Annotated in this window: 19 protein-coding genes, 1 tRNA gene and 1 pseudogene; 6 read left to right on the plus strand and 15 right to left on the minus strand. The window is 68.0% G+C overall.

Annotated features, from left to right (window positions below):
• The first annotated feature begins 54 nt into the window (after positions 1 to 54).
• The 3 genes from J4N02_RS13315 (at position 55) to mscL (ending at position 1,482) form a co-directional block, all read left to right on the plus strand.
• Positions 55 to 318: an FmdB family zinc ribbon protein gene (locus tag J4N02_RS13315; RefSeq protein WP_188332989.1), complete on the plus strand. Its 264-nt coding sequence runs from the start codon at positions 55 to 57 to the stop codon at positions 316 to 318.
• A gap of 28 nt (positions 319 to 346) precedes the next feature.
• On the plus strand, positions 347 to 952 hold the full coding sequence (locus J4N02_RS13320; protein WP_188332990.1) for an SAF domain-containing protein: 606 nt from the start codon (positions 347 to 349) through the stop codon (positions 950 to 952).
• A 152-nt stretch (positions 953 to 1,104) separates the two neighbouring features.
• Entirely contained in the window at positions 1,105 to 1,482 is a 378-nt protein-coding gene (mscL, locus tag J4N02_RS13325) for a large conductance mechanosensitive channel protein MscL (protein ID WP_188332991.1), read from the plus strand.
• A 73-nt stretch (positions 1,483 to 1,555) separates the two neighbouring features.
• Here mscL and J4N02_RS13330 read toward each other — a convergent pair whose 3' ends face one another.
• On the minus strand, positions 1,556 to 1,915 hold the full coding sequence (locus tag J4N02_RS13330; protein WP_188332992.1) for a hypothetical protein: 360 nt from the start codon (positions 1,913 to 1,915) through the stop codon (positions 1,556 to 1,558).
• Positions 1,912 to 3,288 carry a UTP--glucose-1-phosphate uridylyltransferase gene (locus tag J4N02_RS13335; protein ID WP_188332993.1) on the minus strand — a complete coding sequence of 459 codons (1,377 nt, stop codon included), beginning with the start codon at positions 3,286 to 3,288 and terminating at the stop codon, positions 1,912 to 1,914. Before J4N02_RS13335 ends, J4N02_RS13330 begins: the two co-directional genes overlap by 4 nt.
• Positions 3,289 to 3,629: 341 nt before the next feature.
• On the opposite strand from J4N02_RS13335, the gene J4N02_RS13340 reads away from it, so the two are divergent.
• Both J4N02_RS13340 and J4N02_RS13345 read left to right on the plus strand, forming a co-directional pair.
• Positions 3,630 to 3,705: transfer RNA gene (locus J4N02_RS13340), tRNA-Arg, on the plus strand.
• 110 nt (positions 3,706 to 3,815) lie between these two features.
• The gene (locus J4N02_RS13345) at positions 3,816 to 4,916 is read left to right on the plus strand and encodes a tyrosine-type recombinase/integrase (RefSeq protein ID WP_182818714.1); all 1,101 of its coding nucleotides are present in this window, start codon (positions 3,816 to 3,818) and stop codon (positions 4,914 to 4,916) included.
• Positions 4,917 to 5,057: 141 nt separating this feature from the next.
• Here the strand turns inward: J4N02_RS13345 and J4N02_RS13350 are convergent, their stop codons facing one another.
• The 12 genes from J4N02_RS13350 to J4N02_RS13405 all read right to left on the minus strand — a co-directional run bounded on the left by J4N02_RS13350 (position 5,058) and on the right by J4N02_RS13405 (position 11,879).
• The gene (locus J4N02_RS13350; RefSeq protein WP_182818712.1) at positions 5,058 to 5,441 is read right to left on the minus strand and encodes a hypothetical protein; all 384 of its coding nucleotides are present in this window, start codon (positions 5,439 to 5,441) and stop codon (positions 5,058 to 5,060) included.
• Between the two features lie 8 nt (positions 5,442 to 5,449).
• The gene (locus J4N02_RS13355; protein ID WP_182818711.1) at positions 5,450 to 5,701 is read right to left on the minus strand and encodes a hypothetical protein; all 252 of its coding nucleotides are present in this window, start codon (positions 5,699 to 5,701) and stop codon (positions 5,450 to 5,452) included.
• Positions 5,688 to 6,125, minus strand: coding sequence for an ImmA/IrrE family metallo-endopeptidase (locus tag J4N02_RS13360; protein WP_182818710.1), 438 nt, complete (start codon positions 6,123 to 6,125; stop codon positions 5,688 to 5,690). Before J4N02_RS13360 ends, J4N02_RS13355 begins: the two co-directional genes overlap by 14 nt.
• Before the next feature lie 55 nt (positions 6,126 to 6,180).
• Entirely contained in the window at positions 6,181 to 6,552 is a 372-nt protein-coding gene (locus J4N02_RS13365) for an antitoxin HicB (RefSeq protein ID WP_182818708.1), read from the minus strand.
• Positions 6,549 to 6,740, minus strand: coding sequence for a type II toxin-antitoxin system HicA family toxin (locus J4N02_RS13370; RefSeq protein WP_182818707.1), 192 nt, complete (start codon positions 6,738 to 6,740; stop codon positions 6,549 to 6,551). The genes J4N02_RS13365 and J4N02_RS13370 overlap by 4 nt, the downstream gene beginning before the upstream one ends.
• 74 nt (positions 6,741 to 6,814) lie before the next feature.
• Complete coding sequence (locus J4N02_RS13375; protein WP_182818706.1) at positions 6,815 to 7,396, minus strand: hypothetical protein; 582 nt, start codon at positions 7,394 to 7,396, stop codon at positions 6,815 to 6,817.
• Positions 7,397 to 7,427: 31 nt separating this feature from the next.
• Positions 7,428 to 8,264: a hypothetical protein gene (locus J4N02_RS13380; RefSeq protein WP_182818704.1), complete on the minus strand. Its 837-nt coding sequence runs from the start codon at positions 8,262 to 8,264 to the stop codon at positions 7,428 to 7,430.
• Positions 8,265 to 8,377: 113 nt separating this feature from the next.
• Complete coding sequence (locus J4N02_RS13385; RefSeq protein WP_182818703.1) at positions 8,378 to 8,860, minus strand: hypothetical protein; 483 nt, start codon at positions 8,858 to 8,860, stop codon at positions 8,378 to 8,380.
• A gap of 142 nt (positions 8,861 to 9,002) precedes the next feature.
• Positions 9,003 to 9,653 (minus strand): DUF6226 family protein, encoded by a 651-nt coding sequence (locus J4N02_RS13390; RefSeq protein ID WP_188332994.1) that lies wholly within the window; start codon positions 9,651 to 9,653, stop codon positions 9,003 to 9,005.
• A gap of 37 nt (positions 9,654 to 9,690) precedes the next feature.
• Positions 9,691 to 10,341, minus strand: coding sequence for an IS5 family transposase (locus J4N02_RS13395; RefSeq protein ID WP_188332995.1), 651 nt, complete (start codon positions 10,339 to 10,341; stop codon positions 9,691 to 9,693).
• Between the two features lie 33 nt (positions 10,342 to 10,374).
• Positions 10,375 to 11,121 (minus strand): ATP-binding protein, encoded by a 747-nt coding sequence (locus J4N02_RS13400; RefSeq protein ID WP_182818945.1) that lies wholly within the window; start codon positions 11,119 to 11,121, stop codon positions 10,375 to 10,377.
• Positions 11,118 to 11,879, minus strand: coding sequence for a Mu transposase domain-containing protein (locus J4N02_RS13405; RefSeq protein ID WP_208090979.1), 762 nt, complete (start codon positions 11,877 to 11,879; stop codon positions 11,118 to 11,120). Before J4N02_RS13405 ends, J4N02_RS13400 begins: the two co-directional genes overlap by 4 nt.
• 224 nt (positions 11,880 to 12,103) lie before the next feature.
• Here J4N02_RS13405 and J4N02_RS13410 point away from each other — a divergent pair, with 224 nt between their 5' ends.
• Complete coding sequence (locus J4N02_RS13410) at positions 12,104 to 12,883, plus strand: hypothetical protein (RefSeq protein ID WP_208090980.1); 780 nt, start codon at positions 12,104 to 12,106, stop codon at positions 12,881 to 12,883.
• 16 nt (positions 12,884 to 12,899) lie between these two features.
• Here the strand turns inward: J4N02_RS13410 and J4N02_RS13415 are convergent.
• A pseudogene (locus tag J4N02_RS13415) lies at positions 12,900 to 14,194 on the minus strand (IS256 family transposase).
• Between the last annotated feature and the right edge of the window lie 110 nt (positions 14,195 to 14,304).

Consider the following 14,304-nt stretch of genomic DNA (forward strand, 5'->3'; position numbering starts at 1 on the left):
GGCCCGAGCGACGTTAGGATGCGTGAGCCCTGACGTTGTCCTCGAGGAGTCCCGATGCCCACCTACCAGTACCGGTGCGCCGACTGCGGTCGTGAGCTCGAGGTCGTCCAGAAGTTCACCGACGCCTCGCTGACCGAGTGCCCCACCTGCACCGGGAACCTGCGCAAGGTGTTCAACGCCGTCGGCGTCGTATTCAAGGGGTCGGGCTTCTACGCCACCGACAACCGCACCAACGGCAAGACCGACGCCGCCAAGCCGGCCGCGAAGCCCGCTGACAAGCCCGCCGCGGCCCCCGCCGCCAAGGAGTCCGCGGCCTGAGTGGCACGCGCCGCCTAAACCTAGGGGCGTGACCAGACCCACGTTCCCCCCGGCCCTGCGCCGCACCCTCTACCTGCGCCGCCGCACGCTCGCCGCCCTCTGCGCGTTCGGCGCCGTGCTCGCGACCCTGCTCGCCCTGGCCCCGCCCACGGCCCCCACCGTCTCCGTCCTCGCCGCGGCCTCCGCGCTGCCGGGCGGCACCGTGCTCACGAGCACCGACCTGGTCGCCGTGGAACTTCCTCCCGGGGCGGTGCCCGACGGCGCGGCCCGGGTCGAGGCCGACGTCGTCGGCCGCACGCTGGCCTCGGCGGTCGCGGCGGGTTCGGTGCTCACGGCGACGGCGGTCTCCGAGGGCACGCGCCTGGCCAGGCCGGGCCACGTGGTCATCGCCCTGCCGCTCACCGACGAGACCATCGCCGCGCTGGTGCGGCCGGGCGTCCGCATCGACGTGCTCGACGCAGCCGGCGTCGCGCTGGCGTCCGACATCCCGGTCGTGGCCCCGCCCGGCACGCCCGGCGGTGTCAACCTCGGCATGACGGGTCCGCAGCGGTCCGTCCTCGTCGAGGTCCCACACGAGGTCGCGGCAACCCTGACCGCACAAGGAATGATGTCGCTGACGGTCGCGCTGCGCTGACGTCCGGGGGTCGCTCGAGCGACGCCTCCCGATAACCTTCCCACTCTACTCGACGGTTTCCTTCGCCGCAGCGATTTGGCTAGACTCCTCGGGCGCGGTAGCCCCACGCCCCGATCGGGGCACTACCACGCCACCGAGAGGGAATCAGTTTTATGAAGGGTTTCAAAGACTTCCTGATGCAGGGCAACCTCATCGAGCTGGCCACCGCCGTCATCATGGCGGGTGCCTTCGGCAAGGTCGTCGAGGCCTTCACCAAGATCATCATGGACCTCATCGCCAAGGTCGCCGGCGGCGAGCCGAACTTCGACGCCGTCGCTGTCGGCGGCGTGAACGTCGGCGTGTTCATCACCGCGCTGATCTCGTTCATCATGATCGCTGCTGTCGTCTACTTCATGGTCATCAAGCCCTACCAGGCCCTCAAGGAGGCCGTTGACGCGCGCCTGAAGGCCGAGAAGGACGCCGAGGCCCCCGCCCCCACCACCGACGAGCTGCTCGCCGAGATCCGCGACCTGCTCAAGACGCGCGCCTGAGCTTCGCCACCCCAAGCTCCGAACGGGGCCCATCCCTCAGGGATGGGCCCCGTTCCACATGTCGGGGCCCGGGTCAGGTCCGGCCGAAGTGCGGCGGGACGTCGGCCAGGAGCCGACGCTCGTCGGCGTCCAGGCGCGTGCGTCGCGACGGAGGCAACACGGTGAGGACCTCCAGCCCGTAGCGCTCCCGGGCACCCCCGATGGCGGCGTACAGCTGCGCGGCTCCCAGACCGGCGCGCAGGGCGTCCGGGACGGGGTGGGGCCAGGGGCCGGCGGCCGCGGCCGCGCGCGCGTGGTCACCGAGGGCGTCGGCGTCCCAGCCGTTGCGGTCCAACTGCTCGACCAACACGTCGAGGTCGGGCGCCTCCTGCTCGCCGAGGTCCAGGTCGGAGCCCGTCAGCGCGAACGCGATCGCGCGGTGCCAGCCGCTCACGCCTCGCCGAGCACCTCGACGTCGACGGTGCGGGGCTCACCGGGGTCGGCCAGGTGGGCGTCCCCGACCACCGTGACGGGGTCGGAGAACGTCCAGTCCCCCTCGACGACCAGCGAGCGCGCCTCGCGCAGCGACGGGACGTACTCGACGCGCGCGTCGAAGTCGGGGAGCAGGCCGAAGTAGCGCTTGTCGAGGTCGATGCCCGGCAGCCGCTCGGTGGTGGCCACGAGCCGGGCGTCCCCGTCGAGGGCGAAGGCGTCGGAGCGCACCAGCATGAGCTCGTTGGTGGTCTTGACCGGCAGGAACCGGTCGCGCTCCACAGCGATCGCCTGGGCGCCCGGGAACACCTCGATGGCGGCCCCCATGGCGGTCTCCATCTGGATCACCGGCGTGGAGGTCGGGTCGCTGGGGTCGACCGTCTTGAGGTTGCGGATCAGGGGCAGGCCGAGGACGTTGTGGCGTTCGGCCATGAGGCGCTTCAGGGCCGGCAGGTTGATCCACAGGTTGTTGGCGTGGAAGTAGGGGTGGCGGTCCTCATCGGTGAAGAACTCCATCTCCTCGGGCGCCGTCTGCGCCGTGTCGCGCAGGATGAGCTGCCCGTCCGCCTTCCGGATGGCGAGGTGGCCGCCCTTGCGGTCGTTCGGGGTGCGGGGGCAGATCTCCGCGGCGTACGGGGCGCCCGAGTGGGCGAACCACCCGGCGAGCGTGGCGTTCGGCCCGGCGCCGAGGTTGTCCCCGTTGGCGATGCTGGCGTAGCGGAAGCCCTCGTCGATCAGGCGGTCGAGCAGGCCCGTACCGACGAGCGCGGTGTAGATGTCGCCGTGCCCGGGCGGGCACCACTCGAGGTCGGGGTCGGCCGGCCACTCCACGGGCTCGAGGCCGTCGACGGTGAGCTTCGGCTCGAAGCCCTGGAGGAAGTCGATGGGCAGGTCGCCCACCGGGAGCTCGTCGTAGATGCTCAGGTGGTCGAGGGTGGCCTCGCGGGTGCGGAAGCTGTTCATGAACAGCAGCGGGAGTCGCACGTCGTAGCGCTCGCGGGCGTGCAGCACCTGGGACACGATGATGTCGAGGAAGGTCTTGCGCCCCCGCACCGGCAGCAGCGTCTTGGGCCCGTCGAGACCCATCGAGGTGCCGAGGCCGCCGTTGAGCTTGATCATGACGGTCCTGGCCAGCGCATTGCGCGCGTCGTCGGGGTCGACGTCCACGGCGGACAGCCGAGGAGGATCGGTCAGCGGCTCGATGTCGTCCTCGCGGATGAAGCCGCCCCCGGCGGCGCCCAGCTGGCCGTAGTAGTGGGTGAACACGTCGATGGCGGCGCCCGTCGCGCCGGCGTCGGCCATCTTCTGGCGCGAACGCTCCAAGCCTATGGTCATGGCCTCGACTCTAGCGGGGGCAGAGGAGGCGGGGGCGGGGCGTGATGGCCCCTGAACGTGAAGGGAGAGCGACGCCGGTCGAAGGGCTAGAAGCCGTCTACCCACCCCCAGGAGACATCAACAACCTGGCGTCGCTCTCGCGTCACCAACTATAGACCAGATCGCAGTCCTGGGTGGCCGCCGGGGCGTCCGAGTTCCGCCCGACTGAGGGTGACGGACGGCTAACTCTTCAACTTCCACCCACAGCAGCCGTACCCGCCCGTCGGCACCCCGTACGGCATCCGCGCCCGCCGGGGACCCGTCGCCCGGGCACCCGGATCTGCCCCTAGAATGGCCGGGCTGGCCTCGTAGCTCAGGGGATAGAGCAGTGGTTTCCTAAACCATGTGTCGGAGGTTCGAATCCTCCCGGGGCCGCCAGCCTTCTAGCTCTGACTAGGCCAGATGGACGGATGTCGATTTCTGCTAGTTGGTGTCATGGGCTGTCAATTAGGCAACGGCGTTGGCAGCTAGGCAGCGGGGAGGTCGTCGTGGCGAAGCGAAGGGGCCAGGGAGAGGGCTCGATCTACCAGCGCGAGGACGGCGGATGGGTCGCCCAGCTCGACCTCGGATACGTCGCGGGCAAGCGCTCGCGACCCGTCCGCCGCGCGCGAACCAAGCGCGAAGCCCTCGCCAAGCTGGAGGAGATGAAGCGCGACCGAGACGCCGGCATCACCTCGACGGCCAAGAACGTCGAGCAGTGGCTGGCCTACTGGCTGGATGAAGTCATCGCTCCCGCAGTCGAGGCGGGCGACCTCAAGCCCGCGACGGCGCGCTACTACCGCTCGCACGTCGAGCAGTGGCTGACCCCCCACCTCGGCGCGCACCGACTCAACGAGCTCGCGCCCCGTCATGTCCGCGAGCTGCATGCGGCCATGCGCAAGGCGGGCAAGTCCGACGCGATGATCCGCAACTCCCACGCGACCCTGCGCAAGGCGATGAAGGTCGCCCTCTCGGACGGCCGCCTGCGTCGCGACCCGCTCGCCGGGGTGTCCGCACCCACCCCGAAGGACCGCTACCGGATCCTGACCGCCGAGCAGGCCGGGGTGCTGTTCGCCTGCGCGTCCGCAGATCCGCGCACCCTCGCCCGCGTCCACGTCGCGATCCTCGGGGGGCTTCGCCAGGGCGAAGCGCTTGCACTCAGGTGGGAGGACGTCACGGACACGCACATCAGCGTCAAGACGTCCATCACCCGCGTCGACGGCAAGCTGACCCACGTCACCCCCAAGACCAGGGCGGGCGTCCGTGAAGTGCCGATGGCGCCGGCGCTCAAGGCGTCGCTGGAGGCGTGGCGGGAGCGGTCGGGCACCGGGTACGTGTTCCACGGCTTCCGTGGCCCCGAGGCGATCGAGGGTGCGGAGCGGGACCACCGGGCGTGGAAGGCCGCACTGGAGGCCGCGAAGCTGCCCGCGGTGCCCCTGCACGGCGCGCGGGGGACGTGCGCAACCCTGCTGCAAGCTGCCGGGGTGCCGCCTCGCGTAGTGGCCGACATCCTCGGGCAGGCGAACGTCGTGGTCGCGCTGGAGCACTACTCGCACTCCGATGACGGCCAGCGCACCGACGCGCTGGGCAAGCTCGCCGAGCAGATATAGACCGCGCACACGCTGGCGATCACGAAGCGCAAGGCCGAGCTGGAGGCCGAGCTGGCCGCGCTGCCCGAATGATCGAGACATGAGACACGACGCCCCCCACCATCGGGTGGGGGGCGAAGACCGTGGGGGCGTTCTTGTGTCTCAGGCCGCCGTGTCCACGAGGGTGATGATGAGGCCGCGGTTCGGGTGGTACGTCCACCTGGCCTTGATCCCGTCCCACTCCTCGGTTTGCTGGCCGTCCAGGGAGCGGGTCGAGTCGATGTGCTGTATCACGTAGTCGGGGGTCTCCAGCTCGCGCAGGTAGCAGGCGACGACGGCCATCGTATCGCCGTCCCTGTCGTCCTCGCCCTTGGTGTCGAGCGTCATGGACTTGCCGCCGTCACCGTGGGCGTTCCGCGCGCCGGGGCACGCCTTCGCGGCCGTGACGATGCGCGACTCGGCGGCGCTTGGCGTCGGAGTCGCTGCGGGCGCTCCCCCGCACCCGGCCAGCAGGACCACGAGGGTGAGGGCTGCGAGCTTCTTCATGGGTCCTCCTAGACCTCGGAGCGGACGACGAGTTGGCCGGCGTCACGCTTGCGGCGTCCGCGCTCGATGCGCTCGGCGATGACCCTGCACGGGCGCGGATGGGCTGCCACCACCTTGGGGTCATCGATCAGGTGGACGCAAGCCTGCGCGAGCGCCGGCGCACTCAAGCCAAGCTGCATGGCGGTGGCAGTGATGGTGCGGTCGTCGCCCGAGGCGACCGCCTGCAAGGCGATGCCATGGGAGGCGTCAGGAATGGGCATGGGCTTCATCTCCTTGATGGGCCAGCCGCCGGCGCAGGTAGTGGCGATCAGAGGGGTGGAGGTGGCGCAGGCGCGCCTCGAGCGTGGGCACGTCGACCCACAGCTCGTCAGCGACCTCGTGGGCGTCCGTCGACCAGGCGAGCGCCTCCCCGAGGTCCCGAATCCCGATCAACCGGCGCGCGGCGAGCTGATCGACCACGGCCTCCTCGCGCTGCTGCCACCACCAACCCCGCGGCGCCGGTCCGCGCTCGATGTGGGCGACCTCGTGGGCGATGGTGGAGCGGCGCTCAGCATGGGTCTGGCGCGGGTCCAGGGTGACCCGCTCGTGCCCGAAGTCGGTCAACCCGACGATACTGACGGGCAGGTGGGCCCACGCGAGATCCCAGTGTGCGAAGGAGCGGAAGTGCCGCCATGGGTGGTACACCCCATGAACCCTGCCGCCCGGGTCCGACAAAATGACCAGGGCCGCGCCCCCGGGCTCAGCCGTTGACGAGCTGGGACACCCGTCCTCTGGATACGCCGAGGATCGCGGCGGAGTCCGTGACCGAGTAGCCGGCCTCGCGGAGATGCCGGGCAACCCGACGAGCCTGGCGCGCAGCGGCCTCGGTGGCCGCTGCGGCGTCCGCAGTGGCTTGCCGCGCCACGGCGACCTCGTCCCCGAGGTGGCCGATCTCGGGGACTACGTCAATGGTCCACCCGTCGTGGTCGGTGCCCCCATCGACGGTGTCGAGGTAGTCGCGGACCTGCTGTTCGGCGCGGTCGAGGGTGGCCACCTGGGTCCACACGTCGTCGCCGTGCCACAGTTCCCAGCCGCCGCTCCACCGCTTGGCGGTGATCGTGATGGTGGTCACTGCTTGCTCCTCTCGATTGCGTTGAGTGCCTTGCGGGTCAGGCCGGGTGAGATCTCGCGGGTCTGGGTGATCGACACATGCACGGCCCCGTTCCTCCACACCTCGTGGTCGCCTTTGCCCTGCCGCGGCTCGAAGCCAGCCTCGGTGAGCAGCTTGGCGAGTTCGCGGTACTTCATCGGCTTGACCATGACTCTAGTTTAGAGGGGCTAAACCGTCAATGTCAAGGGGGGGTATACAGGACGGCGCCCCCCGCCGCCCCACCTCAGAACGTGCCAGTACGGGCGAACCCGTCGGCCTCGACCGGAACGTCCTCAGCCTGCACATAGGCGCTGTAGGCCCGAGTGACGACCAGGACGAACAGCATGAGCGTGTGGGTGAACAGGAACGCCACCACGGCCGTCGCCGGGATGGCCAGCGCGCCTCTGACGAGGAACGAAATCGCAGCCACGGCAGCGAGGGCGAGGGAGTTGAGGACACCCAGGAGGACATGGGCAACGGACTCGTCGAGGAGGCTGCGCAAGGGCAGGTCCTTGATCCTGTAGTACCTCTCACGCTCGGCCCGCTCGCTGAGCTTGGATCGCCATCCGGCCAGCAACGTGAAGGTTCCAAGCAGGCCGGCTGACACGAGGGCTGACCATGTGAGGGCCAGGCCCAACGCGGCCCCAGGATCAGTCTTCGGCGGGAACGCCCATGCGAGTACAGCGGCTGCCGCGGGCACCAGGAGCGACAGGATGCGTGAAGGCCAGTCAGGCCGCACGTCCTTCAGCTCGCCGTTGCCGTAGGTGCGCCGCGAGAGGCCATTCCAGTGGCCGCGCAGGATAGGGGTGGGACTGAGTCGCGCCATGATCCATCCTCCCTCGCGGCTCCGACATTTTCTAGGCCCAGTCTAAGTCCGGTCGCAGCGTTCTGAACCTGTCCCGCACAGCTCGCTCCCACGTGTCCCGATCAGGCTCGATGTCGCTGTTGATCGGGTAGGTGAACACCTCGCGGGCGTCGTGCAGGCCTACCCGCGTCCTGGAGTCGCCGTCATCGAGGTCGACGTAGCCCTCGTTGAAGTCGAAGTCACCCGAGTCGCGAACATCGACGACCTCGAGCATCCCCGCCACGTTGCGGTCGGCACGCTTCAGCCAGCCGAGGATCCCCGACCGGCCTACATCATCCAGCTTTGCCTGAAGTCGGTACCGGGTTCGGGTGCGATCCCCCTCGCCACCCACGTCGACCGACCTCAGATGCAGTTCGGCGTTCTTGGTGCGCTTGATCAGCTCGGCAAGGTAGTCGGGGTCGGTGACTTGGGTGGCGAACAGCTTGAACCACGGATCGCCCCCTGGACGCGCAGGGTCGAGCATGTCGGCGATGCTGAGCAGCTGCACCAGCGGGACGGCCGGCGCGACGCGGGAGATCGTCTCCACGGCCATGAGCCCAGGTCCGACGTCGCGGGGTGCAAGGAGTTCGACACGGTACTCGCGGGCGGGTGCGCGATCGGTGATGTCGACGTCTCCGTCGACCCCCATGAGCGTCGGGAACGACCCCGCCGACCCGTACTTGACGCGCATGGAGAGTCGTCGACCCACCTGTCCGCAATCGATGAGCCGGAGCACCTTGTCGCCGGCGCCGATCGACTTCTTCGCCTCCAGGATTCCCAGGGCCTCGGCCTGCGCGTAGGTGAGCGTGGCGTCGAGGATCCACTCGTTGGCGACGAACCCTCCCGCCAAGGCTGCGAAGCGTTCAAGAAGGTGCGCGCCAGCCTCCGTGCGCCACGGAGCATCCTTGCGGCCGTGACGCTCTCGCGGCTCGACCTTGAAGACCCTGAACCCGTGCGGAGCCATCAACCCTCACCCTCGTCGCCGCGCCGGTCCTTGCCTGTCTGGACGTTGCGACGGGCCGCCAGTGGCTCGTGCGACTCCGCGTCGACGGCGGGGAAGTCGACAACCTCTCCGCCCCCGTCGTCGGGACTCTTCTTTCCTGGCTCGCCCGTGCTGGCACTGCTCCCACCCCTCTCCATCATCGCGTTGATGAGTTCAGTGAGTGCGTCGCGCTGCCGATCGTCCATCAGGCGCGAGACCGGCGGACCAACGTAGACCTTCCCTACGGGCTTCATGCCGAGCCATGTCTCGACTGGTGCCCCACGGAGCGCCTGCTTGACCTTCAGCACGTTCCCGGGGTCCGCTTCGCCCTTCCCGTTGACCATCCGACGGACAGTCTCGGTCGCAAGACCGGCCGCCCTTGCCAGGCTCGCGACCGACGGCGCTTCCCGATGGACGTAGCCGCAGAGGATCATCGCGCTGGCCCAAGGTTCTGGCGTACTCACGTCTACGAGGCTCCTAGCTCCTCCGCTACCGAGTCAACCGGGCCGGTAGACATCCCGTCTACAAGTTACAGGCGTGCGAGTCGGTTTACGCGCAAAGCAACGCGCCCGCGGGTGGCACGGACGGTGCCCTAGGCCGTGTTGATCAAGAGGCGGGGGCCGGGCGCGGCCAGTGATTCCATCCGACGGGAAGGTCGCGGAGGACGGGCTTGGCGTCTTTGAGGCGCTGGGCAGGAAGATCTTGGGAGCGGGATTTCCCGGAGCTCGCGCCGTCGGGATAGGTGAAGGCGTAATCGACCCAGGGGCGAAGTCCGCGTTCGATCGTCTCTCGGTAGTTGCCGCTGACAGTCGCGAACACTCGCTGCTCGAGTTCATCGGCTTCGGCCTCCCAGTTCGAGTCGCAAGCGTCGCAACCGCAGACTGGGTAGTGGAAGTCGTGCAATAGTCCCGCGTGCATGTAGATCCCCGGATAAGCGGTGAAGACCAACGTCAAGGACGCGCACTTCGGATCATTAGGACGTATCCGCACCGCGCGCACCACATCATGAAACGCGGGACGCAGCAGATCCGCTGCCACCTCAACACCCTCATCGACCTCGACGTCATACGTCTCTCGGAGGTGGGCGATAAGGGCGTCAGCGACAACGTGCAGCGGTGCGAACCGCTCGGGATGCGTGTCGACCGAGTAGGTGTCTTCCGGAGGTGACCCGTGCCACCGACTCCCGTAGTTGATCACCGCGCCGTCAGCATCGCGGAACACCGGCGCTTCGATCAAAGGGCGAACGTAGGAACTCATCCCGTCATCCTGCCGCATCGGCGCGGCGCCGGCCGGCCTATGGCCAGGCCGGACGGGACAGGTCCGTCTTGATCCAGATCAGCGTCGCAGCGAGGCTGATCGCGGCACGATAGTTGCGAGCGAGCTTGTCCGAACGCATCGCGATGCCGCGCCACTGCTTGAGCTTGTTGAAGCAGCGTTCGACGACGTTGCGGCCCTTGTAGCGTTCCTGCTGCTGATCGCCGAAGTCGATCGGTCGGCCTGGCTTCTTGCGGCGGTGCGCGATCTGATCGTCCCTCTCGGGGATCGTGGCCGCGATCCCTCTCGTGCGCAACCATGCACGGTTCGCCTTCGACGGGTAGCCCTTGTCGGCGAGCACCCGGTCGGGGCGGGTGCGCGGCCGGCCCTTCCCGTCGCGGGGCACGCGGATGTCCTCAAGCACGGCGGGCATCATCGTGGTGTCGTTGACATTCCCACCGGTGATGACCATGCCCAGCGGCCTTCCGCGGCCGTCGCAGACCAGGTGCAGCTTGGTCGTCAGGCCGCCACGGGAGCGTCCGATCCCGTGATCAGGCGGCTCGAACCACGGATTCTTGTGATTCGGCAGGGCCCCCTGTTGAGTATTCGGACCGTTGAGCACCACTGAATATTGCGATTGAGCACCACCGGATATTGCGGTTCGGCACCAGCCGATATTGCCGGTGAGCACCGCCCCTCGCGGAGCAGCGCCCACCGGCCCGGTTCAGCTGTTCGTGGCGGTGTGTTCGCGCATGTTGACGTCGCCGGTTTCGATCCAGACGGTGTTGTGGACGATGCGGTCCATGATCGCGTCGGCGTGGACGCCGGAGCCGAGGCGTTGGTGCCAGTCCTTCTTCGCGTACTGGGTGCAGAACACCGTCGAGGTGGCGTCGTAGCGCCGTTCGAGGAGCTCGAGCAGCATGGACCGGACGTCGTCGGTGGGTGGGTCGAGGAGCCATTCGTCGATCACGAGGAGCGTGAACGCGGCGTACTTTCGCAGCCACTTCTCTCTCCCCGCTGGCCGGTCCCGTGCAGCGGCCCAGGATTCTTCGAGGTCGGGCATCCGGATGTAGTGCGCCCGGTAGCGGTGCTGACACGCCTGCTTCGCCAACGCGGACCCGAGGTAGGACTTCCCGGACCCGGTGAACCCTTGGAAAACGACGTTCTGCTGCCTGCCGATGAACTGGCAGGTCCCGAGCTGAGCGATCACGCCCCTGTCGAGCCCGCGTTGCTCGAGCATGTCAACGCGTCGCAGGTCCGCGTTCGGGTAGCGCAGCCCGGCCCGGCGGATCAGGCCCTCGACCTTGGAGTGGGTGAACGCCGCGTGGGCGTCGTCGACAGCGATCTTGATCCGCTCCTCAAACACCACCCCGATCGTGAGGGCATCGTCCTGGGCCTCGAACGCGTCGACCAGCGACGCGACGCCCATCTCCCGCAGCTTCCGCTTCGTCTCCGAGTCGAGCCGGCTCATCGGGCGTCTCCGGCGTAGTAGTCGGCGCCGCGGACATACCCGGCCGGCTCCGCCGCGGGTGTCGACCATGCCTCACGGCCTGCGGGGTCGTCTTGCCTGGTCTCGAGGATGGGCCGCAGGTGCGCGTAGCGCGGCGACCTCACCCTCGACGCGAGAGCGACGCCGGCGGCAGCTTCGACGCGGTCGGCGGAGTACCGGCGTGTCATGCGGAGCACGGCCAGTGCGGCGCTGATGCCCTGCTCGTCGACGGGCACCGACTCGAAGATCCGGTTCACGACGATCGTGGTGTTCTCCCCGATCCTCGCCGCCCATTCCCGGATCCGTGGGGCGTCCCACTGCCGATACTGCGGACCGTCGGGCAGATCGCTGTCGTGGGTGCGGTACTCGTTCACCGTCCCGACCGGGGCAAGCAGATGACTGGTCAGTCTGTCCTGCCCGGCGAACACCTCGAGCATCCTGTCGGTGACTCGCAGATCGACCGCGCGGCCGATGTTCACGTAGGGGACGGAGTAGAAGTTCTTCTCGAACACGACATGCCCGTTCTTCTGAACCTTGCGGCCGTAGACCCACTGGGAGATCTCGAACGCAACGGTCGGGAGCGGCCGCAGCAGCGGCTTCTCCTCACCCTCGAACACGCCCAAGCGGGAGCCGGCGCGCTTCTGGAACGGTTCCGCGTTGAACGCCCTCATCCGCTCGTAGACCGCAGCCCGCAACTCCGGCAACGTCGCGAACGTCTGGTTCCGCAGCGCCGCGATCACCCAGGTGGCGATGTTGCCGACGGTGTTCTCGACGCTCGCCTTGTCCTTCTTATCCCGAATTCGGGATAAGAAGGACTATCCCGAGGATCTGGTTATCCCGAGTCGTGGCCGTTGCTGCTTGTCAACGGGGGCTGTGGCTGGGGATCCTCGGGATAATCACGCTCCTGGCGTTCCAGTCGTAGGTTGCTCGTCTCTGCTGGGTTTTCGCTTGGAGGTGATCGGACATGGGTGTCTTTGTTGGCGAGGTGATCGCGCGGGCCGACGCGGCGGTCAGCGCTTTGGGGCATGCGCCCTCAACGTTGTGGCAGTACCGGTGGGCGTGGTCCCGGGTCGAGGTGTTCTGCGGCGAGCCTGACGTTGTTGAACTGACCGACGAGGTGGTGGCCGGGTTCCTGCGGTGGGTGGCTGCCGAGCACGCTGAGGGCCGCATCAAGGAGTGGAAACGCAAGCTGCTCCGCAAGGGCATGTTGGTGTTGTCGGAAGTGGCCTCGACCGGCACGTACACGTGGAAAGTGACTCGAGGACGGCACCGCAATGAGGGCCTGACTACGGAGTTCCGTCCGGTACAGGAACAGTTCGAGCAGTGGCTGACCGGCCAGGGACTGGCACCGGCCACGACGGCCCTATACGCGACGGTCAGCCGGAAGGTCCTGGCCTGGCTGCCGGAGCGCGGAGTGGTCGATGTGCGGCGGGTGTCCGCGGGGGACGTGTCGGCGGCGGTGGCCTTCCTCGGCGTCAGCTACTCACCGGGCAGTATGCGGACCGTGTTGACCGCTTTGCGGGTGTGGTGCCGGTTCCTTGAGGACACCGGCCGGTCCGCGCGGCTGTCGCCGGCGGTGCCGGCGGCGAACTGCAGGCGTGTGCGGACGCTGGTGGTGTTGTCGGCTGACGACGTGGAGTTGGTGGTGGCTTCCCCCGATCCGGCCACACCGGTAGGACGCCGGAACCGGGCGATGCTCTTACTGGCGGCCAGGACGGGAGCCTGTCAAGTTGTCTGTGTGTGAGTGGGTCGGTTCACTTTCAGTTGATGTGGTTGTCGAGTCGGTCGGGGAAGGCGATGAGGAGGGCGCCGAGGGCAGCCTTCCAGCCTTGGGTGGTGGCGCCTTCTACGAGGTAGCCCGGTGCGGTGCGGGGCTCTCCCTTGGGTTTGCCGGCCTCCTTGGCTCGGGCGCGGGCCCGCTTGTCCTCGATGTCGCGGATCGCCAGCCACAACAGCTTGACCACGGAGTCGTCGTTGGGGAAATGGCCGCGGTTCTTGATGATCTTGCGTAGCTGGTAATTCAGCGACTCGATCGCATTCGTCGTGTAGATGATCCGTCTCACTTCGGGTGGGAATTCCAGGAACGGGATGAAGCGTTCCCACGCGTTCTCCCATGTCGCGACGGTCGCGGGATACTTCTTGCCCAGATCACTGGCAGCGAACTCGAGCAGGGCGGTCTCGGCGGCCTCCACGGTCGGGGCGGTGTAGACCGGCCTCAGGGCGGCGGCCACCTTCTTGCGGTCGGTGTAGGACACGAACCGCATCGACGCGCGGATCAGGTGCACCGTGCACGTTTGCACGATCGCGCGCGGCCAGGTGGCTTCGATGGCCTCGGGGAACCCGGTCAGCCCATCGCAACACACGATCAGGGTGTCGGTGATGCCGCGGTTACGGAGCTCGGCCAGCACGCCGGCCCAGAACTTCGCGCCCTCGCTGGTCTGAACCCAGATCCCGAGTACGTGTTTCACTCCGTCCAGGTCGATACCGACCGCGATGTGGGCGGCCTTGTTGCGGACCTGGTGGCTGTCGCGGACCTTGACCACCAGCGCGTCGAGGTAGATGACCGGATAGACCGGGTCCAACGGCCGGGACTGCCACGCCTTGACCTCGTCGAGGACCGCGTCGGTGATCTTGCTGATCGTCTCGTGCGACAGCTCGGTGCCGATCGTGCGCGCGAGGTGGGCCTGGATGTCACGGATCGTCATCCCGCCCGCGTACAGGCTGATGATCATGTCAGCCAGCCCGCCGACCTGCCGTTCGCCTTGGGCACCAGCCGGGGCTCGAAGGTCGAGTGCCGGTCCCGCGGAATGTCCAACGGTATCGACCCGACCTCGGAATGCACCGTCTTCGGGGTCGTCCCATTCCGGGAATTCGGCAACACCCGACCCGCCGGGTCGCCTTTCCGGTAACCCAGATGCGAGGTCAACTCGGCGCCCAACCCACGCTCGAGAACGGCCTTGATCATTTCCGGGATGAAACCGCCATCCCCGGTCAGCTGCAGGTCGCCGTCGTCGATCCGGCCCATCAAGTCGTCCAGCAGGCCGGCGTCCAACATGTCCTGGATCGCCTCCCGCGCCGACGGGCGAGCACCCTCCAGCGGCCCGAACGGCCCCGACACAGTCTCGTCGTTCGTCGTCATCGTCACAGTCTCTACTCCCTTGAGTC

Origin of the sequence: Propioniciclava sp. MC1595 (assembly GCF_017569205.1) — a bacterium.
Classification (GTDB): Bacteria; Actinomycetota; Actinomycetes; order Propionibacteriales; family Propionibacteriaceae; genus Propioniciclava.

Bases quoted from the DNA above. Each gene is read 5' to 3' on its own strand.
- J4N02_RS13315 (WP_188332989.1), top strand. From the start codon at position 55: ATGCCCACCTACCAGTACCGGTGCGCCGACTGCGGTCGTGAGCTCGAG.
- mscL (WP_188332991.1), top strand. From the start codon at position 1,105: ATGAAGGGTTTCAAAGACTTCCTGATGCAGGGCAACCTCATCGAGCTG.
- J4N02_RS13335 (WP_188332993.1), bottom strand. From the start codon at position 3,288: ATGACCATAGGCTTGGAGCGTTCGCGCCAGAAGATGGCCGACGCCGGC.
- J4N02_RS13350 (WP_182818712.1), bottom strand. From the start codon at position 5,441: ATGAAGAAGCTCGCAGCCCTCACCCTCGTGGTCCTGCTGGCCGGGTGC.
- J4N02_RS13355 (WP_182818711.1), bottom strand. From the start codon at position 5,701: ATGCCCATTCCTGACGCCTCCCATGGCATCGCCTTGCAGGCGGTCGCC.
- J4N02_RS13370 (WP_182818707.1), bottom strand. From the start codon at position 6,740: ATGGTCAAGCCGATGAAGTACCGCGAACTCGCCAAGCTGCTCACCGAG.
- J4N02_RS13375 (WP_182818706.1), bottom strand. From the start codon at position 7,396: ATGGCGCGACTCAGTCCCACCCCTATCCTGCGCGGCCACTGGAATGGC.
- J4N02_RS13390 (WP_188332994.1), bottom strand. From the start codon at position 9,653: ATGAGTTCCTACGTTCGCCCTTTGATCGAAGCGCCGGTGTTCCGCGAT.
- J4N02_RS13400 (WP_182818945.1), bottom strand. From the start codon at position 11,121: ATGAGCCGGCTCGACTCGGAGACGAAGCGGAAGCTGCGGGAGATGGGC.
- J4N02_RS13410 (WP_208090980.1), top strand. From the start codon at position 12,104: ATGGGTGTCTTTGTTGGCGAGGTGATCGCGCGGGCCGACGCGGCGGTC.